This window comes from Martinezella sp. CNPSo 3795, from assembly GCF_057784475.1.
The window spans coordinates 1-13,869 of the sequence record NZ_JBXSOQ010000003.1 but is presented as its reverse complement, the minus strand read 5'-3'; the positions used below and the strand labels follow the sequence as shown (position 1 = coordinate 13,869).

The window sequence follows — 13,869 nt, the reverse complement described above, 5'->3', positions numbered from 1 at the left end:
CTCCACAATCTAATCACGAAATCCCCCATTCAAAGCGCATGGTTTTGAAACGGATTCCAGTGGCAGATATTGCAACTCTGGGCATCAGTATCCTGGCCGGCGATATCAGAGCCCTAATGGATCGCTTCAAGGCCTACCGGAAATGACCGGTCCGGCGCAGTCTTGCACGTAAATGGCCGGCATAGGTGCGATGAACGCGAGGTGCTGCGCGGCGAATACTGCCGTACGGGGATAAGGTGAACATAATTGGCCAGACTACTGTAGGCCTTCCGCCGCCTTTCGAAGGTTCTCTTCGGCGATACCCTTAAGCGATTTTGACGTTAATCGCGAAAATTCGGAAATATCCAAGGGTTTTAACCCTGTTACGAACGGAACAACGCTGGACTGTTTGCCGTCAAAAGAGAAATACTCACAGGTGAGCTTTGTGGTCACAGTTTCGGCGTTTTCGTTGTCAGCGGTAAATTGTAAATTTAGCATATAGCGCACCGGTCGCTCAGTTCCGTCGTCAAAACGCTCAAGAGCCTCTTTGCGCAATGTCTTTAATGGCGTGCCTTCAAAATAATTATCCAATTCGGATCGTGTGACTGGTATTGAAGTGATGTTGAAATCACCGCGCCGATAGCTTGAGGGTTTTACTAGCACGCCTTTTAGATTTTCTTCGCATGCGGTAACGAGTGGTGGATCAAAAAAGTTGCAGCCGCTCAAGGCCGACGTAGCAAGTAAAGCGCTCGCGATGATTGAAGCCCGCTTCAAATAGCTGAGGTGTGGGCACACAAGAGCTGCGTCACCAGCCGTAGATAAAAGATACAGCACGAAATTTTCCCAATGAGACAACCTAGAGACGATACTCTGCTATTCAGGGGAGGGCAAGCGTATGTTAGACGTTGCAAGACTTGGTATTGTCATTGATGCATCCCAAGTACGCTCCGCAGCAAACGATCTTAGCGTATGGAATGCGGAGGCCACGCGGGCAGAAAAGAAAACAAGCGCAGCAGCGCGAGCCATCGACGATATGAATGGCAAGGTTCGGGTCGCCGGCGGAGCGATCAGCAAAGCAAACACGGAAGTTATAAAACTTGCCGCAGCGAACGGCAAAGTGGCAGCAAATGCCACGACTACTTTTGCAGTTGCGCAACTCATTAATAGCGCGCCGGCAATCACACAAACACCAGCCAGCAGTGCTAATAGAAGCATGTTAGATTTTAATCATCCTACGGGATATTCTAATTTCGATTTTATTCGTGAACGCGCCTCGGGGGCAGGTGAACCCCTTCGCAAGAGCGAAATCCAGGAAGTTGGTGAAGCAATACATTGGTTTCTGCAGCTTGCTGGGCCGTTTGTTAGTGATGCGAAAGCAAAACTTGCTGCCACTCAAGGCGATAACCTATTGACTCGGCTGTTGCGTGAGACCGATCTCAATAAACAAGCCACGGCATTTGAGGAAATAAAAAAAGACCGGGATGAAAAGAAAGATAGAAGCACGCTAAGCGGCGATTCTATGCCGCAATTTAGGAAAGACGCCGAAGACGCTGAGAAAATGCTTAGTGTAGCAAATACTATATATAAAAGTAGAATATCTATAAACGAAAAATACCAAGAATCGGAAAAAATTCTAGATAACTTTATGAAGGAAAACTATAATATTGTTGCTGATGCAAGAATTCAGCGGAATACTCCTGGTGCGAGTTATTATGAGTTTGCGGCGCCGCTGGAAAAGTTGATCAACGGATTGCAGCACATGGACGCCGTTCCGGAGGATGTGAAAAAAGTTATCGAGGGTATTGCAGCAGCCCGAGCAAAGCCGGAAAATCTGGACGTGGCGCCCGACTTAGAGGCGTTACAAAACTCTTGGGAAAATAATTACGCCAGCTTGATTTCGCAGAGATTGGAAAAGATTCAAGAGACGAGTACGGAAGCTAAAGCTGCGGTTGCAAGTTACATGACTAACGGAGGCGCACCGGGAACTTCGGTTGGTGCGACAAACATTAACAACGTTGGGGCACCGAATGCTACGACGCAAATAGTCGCTTCAAAGTTAGTTGAATGGGCAAATAGTTCCTCAGGACTTGTTAATGGAATGGCCGCTATCTCGCGATTGCTTATTCCAGGATTGGCAAGTTTGTCCAGTTCGGCTGCGACAACGAATTCTGTCGCAAAAATTGGCGATCAATCTACCGTTAGCGTAGAGGCGAATCGAGTTGCAGGACGGATCGATAATGACGTTGCTATTGGGAGATCAGCAAAAGCCATTGATAACGCGACAAAATCCTCGGCAGCTTACGCTGGACAAACAAAGCTCACTACACAGGCTTCCGCTCAATCCGCTGCGGCGACGGATAATGTGAGGTCGAAGGTTGTCACGCTGAAGCAAAGTCAGGACGATCTTCAGAAAAGCGGTGCAGCGCAGCTGGTGCAAATGCCGCAATTGACAAAGGCGGCCAACGATCAGGCGGATGCCTATCGGCGTGTTGCCGACGCGCAGGCGCTGCAGAAGCTTTCGGGCGATATCCAGTTCCAGCAGGATCAAATGGGCCGCTCGACCATCGATCAGACTGTTGCCTCGACACAGAAGCAATATGGCCTGCCGGTCGACATGAATTCGGCCTCGGCCAATATCATTCGCTACAATGAACAACTGAAATATGCCCGCGAGCTTGCCGGCGATTTCGCCTCGACGCTGGTCAGCGGCTTGCGCAATGGTGAGGGCCTCTGGAAATCCCTGGGGAAGGCGGCGATTTCCGTGCTTACCAAGATTTCCGACAGGTTGCTGAACGATGTGCTCAACAGCCTGTTCAAGGTTAACAGTGCAGCCGCGGGCGGTGGACTGTTCGGTGGCGGCGGCATCTTTGGCGGGCTTTTCGGCGGAGGCGGCGGGCTGGATCTCGGCATTCTGGCGCGATCGCCGCAGGCGGCGGCAGCCGTCGCGAGCGGTATTCCCGGCCTTTGGGCCGATGGCGGCTATACCGGCCCCGGCGGCAAGAATGATCCAGCCGGCATCGTTCATGCCGGCGAGGTCGTCTGGAGCCAGAGGGATATTGCCCGAGCTGGCGGCGTCGGCATCGTCGAGGCGATGCGGCTTGGCCGGCGTGGCTATGCCGATGGCGGCGTGGTCGGCGAGGGCGGGCCGCAATTGGTGCGGGCGCAGCCGGATGCCGCCGTTCCCGTCCGTCGCATCAGGGCCGATAACCAGAACGATGCCTCCGGCTCCGCTTCCGGCGTCCATGTCACGGTCGGCGTTTCTGTCGATGAGGACGGCAATCTCAAGGCCTATGTGAAGAATGTCGCACAATCGGAAGCGCAGAGTTCGACGCGGCAGGGGCTGAATGATTTCAATCAGCAGCTTCCCGATCGCGTCGCGCAAATCAACCGCAATCCCCGGAGGCGCTGATGGCCGTTTCCTATCCCTACAGTCTGCCGGCCTTTGCCGATCTTCTGAAGATTTCCAGCATCGTCTGGGACATTCAGCGCAATGACGAGCTTTCCGGCTCCGGCGATGGCCGGGTATGGCAGGCGGAGCTCGCGCCGCCGCTCTGGACCGGCACGGTGACGCTCTCCGACATGTACAATGCGGAGGCGAAACAGATCGCCGCCCGCATCCGCAAGTTACACGGCGCCCAGGAGGCGCTTTTTCTTTATGATCCGCTGTCGAAATATCCGCAGGCCGATCCCGACGGGACGAAGCTCGGGAGTGCTGCAGTCAGTGTCGCAGCGCTCGGGGCCGACAATGCTTCGCTCAGCCTCAAGGGCCTGCCGGTGGGATATAGGCTGACCGTCGGCGACAAGATGCAGGTCGGCTATGGCGGCCGCAATGCTTTTCTCGAAATCTCGGAGACGGTGAGCGCTGATGGGCAGGGGATTACGCCCGTCTTCGGCGTCTTCCCGCATCTGCCGGCTGGCTTTGCCGCCGGTCTCGGCGTGACCCTTCTGCTGCCGGCCTGCAAATGCCTGGTCATGCCGGGCAGCCACAATCCCGGCACCGCGAGCGGCCCGATCACCTCGGGCGCCACCTTCAAGATCATCCAAAAGAAATAGACGATGAAGAATATCACCTCCGCCTTCTTCGCGGCGCTGACCGGCGCGCGAGACAAGGGGCTCGTGCCCCGTCGTTTCGTCTGGATTACCGGCAAGGATCTCGCCAGCGGCGCGCCCGCCGCGATCGGCCTCTGGACCGGCGATGACGACATCAACATCACCGTTACCTCCGGCGTCACCGGTCTGCCGGAGGCGCGGACCTATTATGGTGGTCTCAATCTGCAGGTGAGCCCGATCCCGCGCACGGCGGATCTAACGATCCAGACCGTGACCATCACCATCGGCCAGATCGCGCCCGCCGTGCAACAGCTCGTGCGCGGCTACGATCTGCGGCTGGCGCCGATCGAAATCCACGACATGTCGTTCGATACCGGCACGCGCCTGCCGAGTGCGGCGGCGGAAATCGCCTTTCTCGGTATTGCCGATGGCGCGCCGGTGAAGACGCCGGCCGTGGGGCAGGATGGCGATATCGAAATCTCCGCCATCTCCGCCGCCATTGCCATGCTGGAGCGCACCAATCCGGCCAAATCCTCCTATGAAGGCCAGAAGCGCCGCAGCGGCGATGAATTCGGCCTTTATTCCAGCACCGTCGCCAATTGGCAGATCCCCTGGGGGCAGAAATGAACAGCGATCTCGTCAGGGTCAAGAACTGGCGCGCCTGCTTCGTCGCCGAAATCGACCGGCTGAAGCGCACGCCATTTGCCTGGGGCAGCCATGATTGCGGGCCGGGGCTTGCCGGCAATCTGGTGCTGGCGATAACCGGCGTCGATTGCGCCGCCCAGTTTCGTGGCGAATATTCGACCGCCGCCGGTGCGCTGAAGACGATGAAGGCGGCGGGCTTCGACAATCTCGCCGATCTCGTCGCCAGCATGCTGCCCGAGATCCACCCGAGCGAAGCCGGCATCGGCGATATCGCCGCGGTCCCGCATGAAGGCCCCTTCGGCTACGCGCTCGGCGTCGTCAATGGCGAGCGCATCTTCGTGCTGCGCGAGAGCGGGCTCGGCACCGTCGATCTGCTCGACGCCAAGCGGGCCTTCAAGGTCGGCTAACCAGGCTCTCGACACGAAATTTATCCCTGACCGGTGACAAGTCGGCGCAGCTTTGGTTGCGACGGCCTTTTCCCATGCGCCAACCGAGGTCGTCCGATCCATGAAATATCTCATTCTGCTTCTGAATGTCCTCAGCTTCTGGCTGATGGCGGATGTTGCGCATGCCGATCCGATCTCAGCGGCGATCGCCGCGATCGGTAACTTTCTCGGCTCGATCAGTATCGGCAAACTGGTGCTGACTGTCGCCATCAATATCGGCCTGTCTCTGGTCGAGAAGGCACTGGCGAAGAAGGAACAGCCGCAGCCGGCCGGGACGAAGCTCGAGATCAGCATGGGGGACGATCATGCGATGTCCTTCATCATCGGCAGCTACGCGACCGCCGGCAAACGCAAGTATGCCGGCACCTGGGGCGAGGACGGCAAGACGCCGAATGCCTATTTCACCGATGTCATCGAAATCGGCAGCCTTCCCAACCGCGCGGGCGAGCGCGGCCTGACCAGCGTCTGGATCGACGACCAGAAGGTCGGCGTTCTCTGGGATGAGCCGCATCCTGATGGCCGCGGCTTCCCCGTGCAGCAATATCGCGTCAAGAACAAGGACTATCTCTGGATCAAGTTCCTCGACGGCACGCAGACGAGCCCCGATCCCTTCCTGACGGCCAAATTCGGCAGCCATGCCGAGCGCCCATGGAGGCCGACCATGATCGGCCGCGGCTGCCAGGTCGTCATCCTCACCTCGCGCTACAACACCGAACTCTTCAGGGGTGTTCCTGCCGGCCTTTTTGAGCCGCATCCGCTGCCGCTCTACGACGTCCGCAAAGATTCCTCGGTCGGCGGCAATGGCGGGCATCGCTGGACAGACCCATCGACCTGGGAGCCCAGCAGCAACCCGGCTGTGATGACCTACAACCTTGCCCGTGGTGTGTATTACGGCTCGGAATGGGTCTATGGCGGCCAGAATATCGGTGCCTTCTGCCTGCCGGCGGCGAACTGGATGGCAGCGGCGAATGCCTGCGACGCGTCCGTCCAGCTCGACGGCGGTGGCAGCGAACCGGCTTTCCGTGCCGGTTACGATATCCAATGTGATCAGGAGCCACTCGATGCCATTTCCGAGCTGCTGAAGGGCTGCAATGGCCGCATCGCCGAAGTCGGTGGCATCTTCAAGATGCTGGTGGGAACGCCGGGCGCGGCGGTCTACTCCTTCACGGATGACGATATCATCGTCACGGAGGAACAGGATTTTCAGCCGTTCCCATCGCTGTCTGCGACCTACAATGCCATCGAGGCCACCTATCCGGAGCCCGCGGAAAAATGGGCGACGAAGGATGCACCGGGTCGTTACAACGCCGATCTTGAGGCGCAGGATGGGAATCGCCGCCTGCCGGCGCAGGTTCAGCTGCTCGCCGTTCCCTTTGCCAACCAGGTACAGCGCATTGGCCTGGCGATGATCCAGGATTACCGGCGCTTCCGCGTGCACCAGATCTCGCTGCCGCCGGATGCATATCCTTTGGAGCCGAACGACGTCGTTTCCTGGTCTTCGGCTCGCAATGGCTATGACGAGAAGAAGTTTCTCGTCGTCAAAATCGAGCCGCAGCCCAATTTCCTGATCGTCGTCACGCTGAAGGAAGTCGATCCAGCTGACTACGACTGGCATCCAGGTCTGCAATTGCCAACGGCGGTCGGCTGGCTCGGGCCTATCACGCCGCCGTCGCAGCCGATGATCGGCTGGACCGTTGAACCCTCTACGATCAAGGATGCCGGCGGCATCGATCGCCGCCCGGCGATCAAGATCAGCTGTGCGCCGGATCTCGACGATGTCGCGGGCGTATGGGTGCAGGTGCGTCTGAAGGAAACCGGCGATGTCGTGTTCGACAGCGACAGTAACCCTTATGCCGCTCCATATTCTTGGTTGATTTCCGGCCAATGGACGCTCGCCAACACTGACTACGAGGCGCGCGGCCGATATCTTCCGCAGTCGAGCCGGGCAACGGACTGGTCGGCCTGGCTGACCGTCAAGACGCCGAACGTCCTCATTCAGACCGCTGACGTTCTCGATGGCGCAATCGTCCAATCCAAGATTGCTGATGCCGCCGTATCGGCTGCGAAGATCATGGACGAGGCGGTCTCCAATCTGAAGCTCGCCGACCAGGCGGTTTCGACGGCAAAGCTTGAGGTAGCCGCTGTTACCGCTGACGTGCTGGCCAGCGGCGCTGTGATCTCCGCTAAGCTTGCGGATGGAGCGGTCACGGCTCGCGCGCTCGCTCGGGGCGCGGTGGATACCACCAGCCTTGCAAGTGGTATCAAGGCCGTTGAAGTCGTTTCCGCGCTGCCGACGACCGGCAACGACGAAGGCCGGCAGGTCTATCTCACAACTGATGGGAAGCTCTATCGCTATCACAATAGCGCATGGACGGCGGCGATTGCTGCCGTCGATGTCAACGGGACCTTAAATAGCTCCCAAATTGCCGATAACGCCATCACGAACGGCAAGCTGGCGCCACTCGCCGTTGATGCAAGCAAACTTGCCGATGGTTCTGTCAGTGCCGCAAAGCTTGCGGCCAATGCGGTCGATGCAACCAAGTTCGCCTCCGGCATCCGGCCGGTCGAAATTGTCTCCAGCCTTCCGACCACGGGCAATGTCGAGGGTCGCACGGTCTATCTGACGACCGATGACAAGCTGTACCGATACACCGGTAACGCCTGGACGGCTGCGACGGCGGCGGGCGATATCGCCGGCAGATGACGGACGCCCAGATCTCGGCAGTAGCCGCCGCCAAGGTCACCGGGACACTGGTTTCCTCACAGATCGCGGATGCGGCGATCACCAACCAGAAGCTTGCCGCGTTAGCGGTTGATGCCACGAAGCTTGTGGACAATGCCATCACGACCACCAAGATCGCAGACAATGCGATCTCGACGCCGAAGCTGCAGGCCAACACGATCACCGCCGACAAGGTCGCGGCGAACGCGATCACCGCCAAGCAGCTCGTTCTCACCGACTTTTCAAATATGGCCGATAACGGCTGGCAAAGGGGGAGCTTGGATGGTTGGCGAGTATGGCAACAGCAAGCCTTCTACGCAGGCACGACGAATGAAGGTGAGGCATCGGGCGGCTATATCCTGCAATCGCTTGGACGGGTCTGCGCGGCATCCAATCAGATAGCAGTCACGGTCGGTGAAACATATTTCTTCGATGTATGGGTCTATAACACCGATCCAAATCGGGCACTCCTGCAGGTGCAGATCACGAGCAATACGGGAGTCACTTCTTGGCCGACTGTAGCTTTCACAGACACTAAGAATGGGTGGGTGCGGCTTCAGGGGCAATATACAATCCCCGCCGGCTGGACCAAGGCTCTTATGGCGCTTGTCGTCGAAAAGGCCGATGGAGCCGGCTCGTCCTGCTATTGGTCGAAACCTGTCATGCGCCGCGCCTCCAGCGCCGAACTCATCGTTGATGGCTCGGTGACCGCGTCGAAGGTAGCAGCAAACGCCATCACGGTCGGTAAGCTCGCGGCGAATGCCGTCATCGCCGGCACCATTGCCGCCAATGCGGTGACGGCCGGTACGATCGCGGCGGGTGCTGTTTCGGCAGCACAGATCGCGGCTGACGCCATTACGGCCGACAAGCTCGCCTCCAACTCGGTGACCACGGATGCTCTGGCGGTTGGTTCAGGCAAGAACCTGCTTCAAAACACCAGCTTCACGATGGGCTTGGACTGCTGGAGCGTCACCTATACCAGCGGCACCATTCCGGGGCTAGCCATGCGTATCCGCCAAGCGGGTGAGGCATGGTCTGGCCGCAACAATCCTGTACTGGAATTGAGGCAGGGCAGCGGACCTACCGGCTTCTTTGCCGATGTCCGATGGAGGCGGCCTGACGGGGCTGGTCTGGCCAACTCGCTGCCAATGTCGGTGCCTTGTGCGCCGGGCGAATGGTTGGAGGCAACGGCCTATATCTCGGCACATCGCTGCACCGTGGAACTGCGTATCGAATGGGTAGCGGCTGATGGTAGCGCGCTCAGCTATACCGCCGCCTCGGCCAATGCCAACATCCCTTCGGATCAGAACAATCCCGATCTTTGGCCGGGTCTGCGCACAGCTGGTGCGGCACCCGCCAACGCGGTTGCTGCTTCCTTCCATCTGCGCAAGCTGGACACCAACAGCGGTCAGACTGACAGCTATATGTTCGTGAACAAGCCCATGCTGTGCCGTATCCCGGCCAGCGCGACCGAACCGACGCCGTGGAGCGATGGCGGCGTGGTCATGATCACGAACGGCGGCATCGTCGCCAGCGCCGTTACGACCGACAAGATCGCCGCCAACGCCGTCACTGCCGGGAAGATTGCCGCCAATGCTGTTACGGCCGGCACGATCGCGGCCGGTGCGGTCACTGCCACAACGATCGCGGGCGGCACCATTACCGGTGACAAGCTTGCCGCCAACACGATCGGCGCGGGGCAGATCGCGGCAAATGCCATTACCGCAAAACAGCTTGTCCTGACCGATTTCAGCAATATGGCCGATAATGGCTGGCAAACAGGGACTTTGGATGGTTGGACCGTTCAGAACCAGCAAGCCTTCTATCTCGATACAACCTCTGGCGATGCGGCTGGCTGGGTGCTGCAGTCGCTTGGCCGCGATTGCGCACGGTCTAATTTCATCACGGTGACGGCGGGCGAGGTCTATGCCTTCGATGTCTGGGTGTACAACACCGACGCTAACGGCGCGAACATCTTTGCCGCAGTCCAGACACCTACCGGCACGTGGGGTTTTAACGCCTTGACGGGCACCACCGTTAAGAACGGATGGGTGCGCCTGCAGGGCCGCTACACAGTGCCAAGCGGCTATACCAAGCTCGCGATGCTGCTTCAGGTGGAGCGGACGGCGGGCACCGGCAGCTCCTGCTACTGGTCGAAACCGGTCATGCGCCGCGCCGTCTCGGCCGAGCTGATCGTGGATGGTGCGATCACCGCGAATAAGATCGCCGTCAATAGCCTCGATGCCATCACCGCCAACCTCGGTGCAGTGAACATCAGCTCGGCCGTCATCGGTACGCTGCAAGTTGGAACCAGCAATATTCAGGGCGGCGCGGTCACAGCCGTGTCAGCCGGCCGCAACGGTGCCGGCCAGACAATCGGCGCAGGCCAGACGGTCAATCTAGCCGCCTGCGGCATTACGATCGCAGGCGACGGCCGCGTGGTGATCAGCGCCATGACTCTCGGGCAGTTCAATCAGAACGGCGGCAGCCAGAACTCCCAGCCAATCGGGTGCAACATTTTCCGCGACGGCACCGCGATCTTTAGCCAGACCTATTATCTCGGCGTCGTTCAAACCGTCGTCAGCGGTACAGGCGGCCAAAACGGAAGCTCCTCTCAGACGACCTACACTGCCGGTCTGGTTGCCGTTCCGGCCCTCTATGACGCTCCCGGCGCGGGCTATCACACCTACACGCTGCAGATCTACTGCCCAGGTAACACCATCGTCTGGAACGAAAGCAATATCATCGCGACAGCGTTCAAGAGGTAACGCCATGACGTCTTCAGTCGTCCATTACATTCTGTTCGCCACCGATGGCCGCATCCGCCAAAGCGGTCATTGTGACCGGGAAACGCTTCCCAAACTCGCCACTTTGTTTGGTGAGTGCTATGCGGTCATGGAGGTGCCCGCAGCCGATTATCGGCTTGATATCGACGCCACGTCCTATGTGCGGGACGGCGCGATCGTTCCGAAGCGGTCGGCCCTTGAGGTCAACGAATACACGGTTCGGGCCGATGGCATTGAGAAGGTTCGCTTCGACGTGCCGGCTGGAACTTCGGTCGTTCATGCCAACGCGATCGTCGCGATCGAGGACGGTATTTTCGAGTTCACGACGGACGTTCGCGGCGACCACCGCTTTCCCTTCATCGCCGCAGCCGGCTTTCACGATTTCGAGGTGACCATCCATGCTGTTTAACGTGCCCGCAGATCTCGCCCTGGAACGCGTCCAGACGCAAACGGACATTGACCGGCAGGTGAGGCTGGCGCGGATGCTCTTCATCACCGTCATTCCCGGTCAGGAAGCCGTCTATTCGCTGAAGCTTGCCGAGGCGCAGCGGATCGCGGCCAACTGGCAGAATGTGCCCCAAGGCGAGACACCGCATATCACGGCCGAGGCTGCCGAGGATGGCGTTAGCCGCTTCGAAAAGGCCGTCGAAATTCTAACGCGAGACCAGCACTGGAAGGTTGGCTCGCAGATGATCGAGGCCTTGCGCCGGTCGGCGAACGTCGCTCTTGCCGCCGCCAAAACCGCTCCCGAGATCCGCGCCGCTGCCGAAATCGATTGGCGGGCCGTGCGCGCCTTTGCCCAAGCCTAAACAGAAGGAAGGACTGCCATGTATCGCATAGACAGCATGTATGAACCGATGGTCGAGGCGCTGCTTTCGGCCCGTTCCGAAAACAAGGCCGATCGCTGGATGGCCTGCGCCGCCTTCTGGCTCGGTCGGCAGCAGATCTATAATGTGCCGGATTTCTGGCTGGCGCTTGCCGCCAAAATCACCTCCGGACTGGGTACGGCCGACAAGGACGCGATCCTTGATCAGTTGAGCAACAAGGAAGCAACCCTCGTCAGCTCGGCCATAGAATGGCCGGAGACGCCGGAAAGCCTTCTTTCCATCGTTGCCGGCTGGTCGCCAGAACCGGAGCCGGTCGATCTTTACGTCTATGCTGCCTCCAAACGCTACGCTGTCGAAACGGGCAGCATCGCTGTCGATGGTATGCGCATCATGACCGATCGAGCGAGCCAATCGTTGATCACCGGAGCCTACAACTATGTGCAGGCAAATCCAGAGGTGACGGTTAGGTTCAAGACGGTAAGTGGTTTTGTTGAACTGACGGCGACACAGATGACGGCGATCGCAAACGCAGTCGGTGCTCATGTCCAGGCGGCTTTCGCGGCCGAAGGCGAGGTGAACGCCCAAATCATCGCTGGCTCGATCTCGACGAAAGTGGAGATCGATGCCTTTGCTTGGCCGTCTAATGCGATCACATCGCCCGATATCTGATAGCGGGAGGCGAATAGGGGCTCGTCGCAAGAGCCAGCTTTTGCTTGGCGGCATCATCGCCAAGCGTCTCATTCATATTTGCTATTCGAATTTATATTTTCGAGTTTGGAATGAAGCTTATGGATCACGAAAAATTCTTCTCGGCAGTGCGCATGCCATTATTTGGCGGTCGGCTGTCGACAAATCAGGTCAATGGTACGGAGGCGATCCTGGATGCGTGGGTGGCCGAGCCTTTCGATCCCCGCTGGCTGGCTTACATGCTGGCGACGGTCTATCACGAGACAGGTAAAACCATGTGTGCAATTTCGGAAAATCTGAGCTATTCCGCCGCCGGGTTGCGGGCGACATTTCCGAAGTATTTCAATATAGAGCAGGCAGCGGCCTATTCTCGTCAGCCGCGCCGGATTGCCAACCATGCTTATGCTAATCGTATGGGAAACGGCGATGAAGCGAGTGATGACGGTTGGCGCTATCGTGGCCGCGGTCTCGTGCAAATCACCGGGCGGGACAACTATGCCAAGTATGGCATCATCGATGATCCGGATAGAGCTCTAGATCCAGGTAAAGCGATCGAAATCCTGTTCGACGGCATGATCAACGGCCGTTTCACGGGCAGGAAGCTTGATGATTACTTCAGTGCCACTGGTTCAGATTGGATCGGTGCACGCCGGATTATCAACGGCACGGATCGGGCAATCGATATCGCCGGCTTTGCCAAGAAGTTCGCGGCAGCGATTGAGCGCGCTCGGTAGATTTATCCGAAGTCGATTACGAACGGTTAGACGCTGGCGATACAGGGGTATCGACTTTTCGCACATGCCTTTCATGGCAGCTTCAACGAATTCAAAATTTGGGCGGCATCCTATCGATGAGCCGCTCCAATCCATTTAAGAGGAAAACACATGCTCAATACGAATGCGTTCCATAATGTTCTGAACGTTTTGATAGCATTATCTGCATCCATGATTGCGGTCCTTCTGGCAACAGGCTGCACGCAATTTCCAGACGGCACCTTGGAATGTTCGCAATCCTTTATCGGCCCAGGTGTTGCCGCTGTCGCGGTCACGGCTTTGAGTACGTTGAAAATCATTATCAATATCATGCGTGATGGTGTTGCGGGTTTGATGAAGCCGCAGCCGCCTGTCGATAAATGAAATGATTTGCCTGCCGTATCCCCGATGAATAGGTGGTGGCAAGCAATCGGCCGTTCCAAAATCTGATTGAGAAAAGCGATGACGTTACACGAATTTCTGGATGCTTTGGGCATCAAAGCCGGTGTTGTCATCGCTGGCCTTTCCGGTGGCATTTTACGTGGCCTCTCCCGGCGCCGATATACGACACGAGAGATCGTTGCGTCGCCGATCTGTGGCGCACTTGCCGCCGCCTATCTGACGGAGCCGGCGCTCTTCTATCTGCGCGCTATCAACTGGCCTTTGCCGCAGAAGGATGTCGCAGCCATGAATGCCACGGCTTTCGTCGTCGGCATATGCGCCATGTGGATCGCCGATCTGGTTTTTGACGCCATTTCCAGATGGGTTAAAGGAGGCCGTGAAACGCCTTAACAGTATCATGCTTTCATGTGACAAACATGGCATATAGGAGTGGGCGGCTATTGCATATTCTCGATTGATATCCGCCCAATCCAACCTATTTCTTGGTTACTTTATAGAGCAATAAGAGATGGGGCGTCTCGTGGTTGATTTGTCAGATCGTTTTGCGGTTTCAAGTTGGTCCCTGCATCGGGC

General features: G+C 57.9%; 13 protein-coding genes. 12 read left to right on the top strand and 1 reads right to left on the bottom strand.

The genetic code is table 11. From position 1 onward, the window contains the following. Positions 1 to 255: 255 nt before the first annotated feature. Entirely contained in the window at positions 256 to 813 is a 558-nt protein-coding gene (locus tag AC13QY_RS09655) for a hypothetical protein (protein ID WP_152096234.1), read from the bottom strand. A gap of 61 nt (positions 814 to 874) precedes the next feature. Here AC13QY_RS09655 and AC13QY_RS09650 point away from each other — a divergent pair, with 61 nt between their 5' ends. The 12 genes from AC13QY_RS09650 to AC13QY_RS09595 all read left to right on the top strand — a co-directional run bounded on the left by AC13QY_RS09650 (position 875) and on the right by AC13QY_RS09595 (position 13,686). Beyond that, positions 875 to 3,388 (top strand): hypothetical protein, encoded by a 2,514-nt coding sequence (locus tag AC13QY_RS09650; RefSeq protein ID WP_162746396.1) that lies wholly within the window; start codon positions 875 to 877, stop codon positions 3,386 to 3,388. Then, a complete protein-coding gene (locus AC13QY_RS09645; protein WP_488493404.1) occupies positions 3,388 to 4,032 on the top strand; it encodes a hypothetical protein in 645 nt (214 codons plus the stop codon). Before AC13QY_RS09650 ends, AC13QY_RS09645 begins: the two co-directional genes overlap by 1 nt. A 3-nt stretch (positions 4,033 to 4,035) precedes the next feature. Beyond that, positions 4,036 to 4,656, top strand: coding sequence for a hypothetical protein (locus tag AC13QY_RS09640; protein ID WP_113332849.1), 621 nt, complete (start codon positions 4,036 to 4,038; stop codon positions 4,654 to 4,656). After that, a complete protein-coding gene (locus AC13QY_RS09635; protein WP_004116223.1) occupies positions 4,653 to 5,081 on the top strand; it encodes a DUF6950 family protein in 429 nt (142 codons plus the stop codon). The genes AC13QY_RS09640 and AC13QY_RS09635 overlap by 4 nt, the downstream gene beginning before the upstream one ends. Before the next feature lie 100 nt (positions 5,082 to 5,181). After that, positions 5,182 to 7,824, top strand: a complete 2,643-nt coding sequence (locus AC13QY_RS09630) for a phage tail protein (protein ID WP_488493403.1) — start codon at positions 5,182 to 5,184, stop codon at positions 7,822 to 7,824. Next, the gene (locus AC13QY_RS09625; RefSeq protein ID WP_488493402.1) at positions 7,821 to 10,610 is read left to right on the top strand and encodes a carbohydrate binding domain-containing protein; all 2,790 of its coding nucleotides are present in this window, start codon (positions 7,821 to 7,823) and stop codon (positions 10,608 to 10,610) included. The genes AC13QY_RS09630 and AC13QY_RS09625 overlap by 4 nt, the downstream gene beginning before the upstream one ends. 4 nt (positions 10,611 to 10,614) lie before the next feature. Further along, positions 10,615 to 11,037 carry a hypothetical protein gene (locus AC13QY_RS09620; RefSeq protein ID WP_152096239.1) on the top strand — a complete coding sequence of 141 codons (423 nt, stop codon included), beginning with the start codon at positions 10,615 to 10,617 and terminating at the stop codon, positions 11,035 to 11,037. After that, on the top strand, positions 11,027 to 11,437 hold the full coding sequence (locus tag AC13QY_RS09615) for a hypothetical protein (protein WP_152096240.1): 411 nt from the start codon (positions 11,027 to 11,029) through the stop codon (positions 11,435 to 11,437). The genes AC13QY_RS09620 and AC13QY_RS09615 overlap by 11 nt, the downstream gene beginning before the upstream one ends. Positions 11,438 to 11,455: 18 nt before the next feature. Then, positions 11,456 to 12,124, top strand: coding sequence for a DUF4376 domain-containing protein (locus AC13QY_RS09610; protein WP_152096241.1), 669 nt, complete (start codon positions 11,456 to 11,458; stop codon positions 12,122 to 12,124). 119 nt (positions 12,125 to 12,243) lie between these two features. Continuing rightward, the gene (locus AC13QY_RS09605; protein WP_152096242.1) at positions 12,244 to 12,876 is read left to right on the top strand and encodes a hypothetical protein; all 633 of its coding nucleotides are present in this window, start codon (positions 12,244 to 12,246) and stop codon (positions 12,874 to 12,876) included. A gap of 150 nt (positions 12,877 to 13,026) precedes the next feature. Further along, positions 13,027 to 13,278 (top strand): hypothetical protein, encoded by a 252-nt coding sequence (locus AC13QY_RS09600; RefSeq protein WP_113332855.1) that lies wholly within the window; start codon positions 13,027 to 13,029, stop codon positions 13,276 to 13,278. 78 nt (positions 13,279 to 13,356) lie between these two features. Then, positions 13,357 to 13,686, top strand: coding sequence for a hypothetical protein (locus tag AC13QY_RS09595; protein ID WP_112721004.1), 330 nt, complete (start codon positions 13,357 to 13,359; stop codon positions 13,684 to 13,686). Positions 13,687 to 13,869 lie beyond the last annotated feature (183 nt).

Excerpts from the sequence above, each read along its gene's own strand:
- AC13QY_RS09605 (WP_152096242.1), top strand. The coding sequence starts at position 12,244 with ATGGATCACGAAAAATTCTTCTCGGCAGTGCGCATGCCATTATTTGGC.
- AC13QY_RS09600 (WP_113332855.1), top strand. The coding sequence starts at position 13,027 with ATGCTCAATACGAATGCGTTCCATAATGTTCTGAACGTTTTGATAGCA.
- AC13QY_RS09650 (WP_162746396.1), top strand. The coding sequence starts at position 875 with ATGTTAGACGTTGCAAGACTTGGTATTGTCATTGATGCATCCCAAGTA.
- AC13QY_RS09620 (WP_152096239.1), top strand. The coding sequence starts at position 10,615 with ATGACGTCTTCAGTCGTCCATTACATTCTGTTCGCCACCGATGGCCGC.
- AC13QY_RS09595 (WP_112721004.1), top strand. The coding sequence starts at position 13,357 with ATGACGTTACACGAATTTCTGGATGCTTTGGGCATCAAAGCCGGTGTT.
- AC13QY_RS09645 (WP_488493404.1), top strand. The coding sequence starts at position 3,388 with ATGGCCGTTTCCTATCCCTACAGTCTGCCGGCCTTTGCCGATCTTCTG.
- AC13QY_RS09640 (WP_113332849.1), top strand. The coding sequence starts at position 4,036 with ATGAAGAATATCACCTCCGCCTTCTTCGCGGCGCTGACCGGCGCGCGA.
- AC13QY_RS09635 (WP_004116223.1), top strand. The coding sequence starts at position 4,653 with ATGAACAGCGATCTCGTCAGGGTCAAGAACTGGCGCGCCTGCTTCGTC.
- AC13QY_RS09615 (WP_152096240.1), top strand. The coding sequence starts at position 11,027 with ATGCTGTTTAACGTGCCCGCAGATCTCGCCCTGGAACGCGTCCAGACG.
- AC13QY_RS09630 (WP_488493403.1), top strand. The coding sequence starts at position 5,182 with ATGAAATATCTCATTCTGCTTCTGAATGTCCTCAGCTTCTGGCTGATG.
- AC13QY_RS09625 (WP_488493402.1), top strand. The coding sequence starts at position 7,821 with ATGACGGACGCCCAGATCTCGGCAGTAGCCGCCGCCAAGGTCACCGGG.
- AC13QY_RS09610 (WP_152096241.1), top strand. The coding sequence starts at position 11,456 with ATGTATCGCATAGACAGCATGTATGAACCGATGGTCGAGGCGCTGCTT.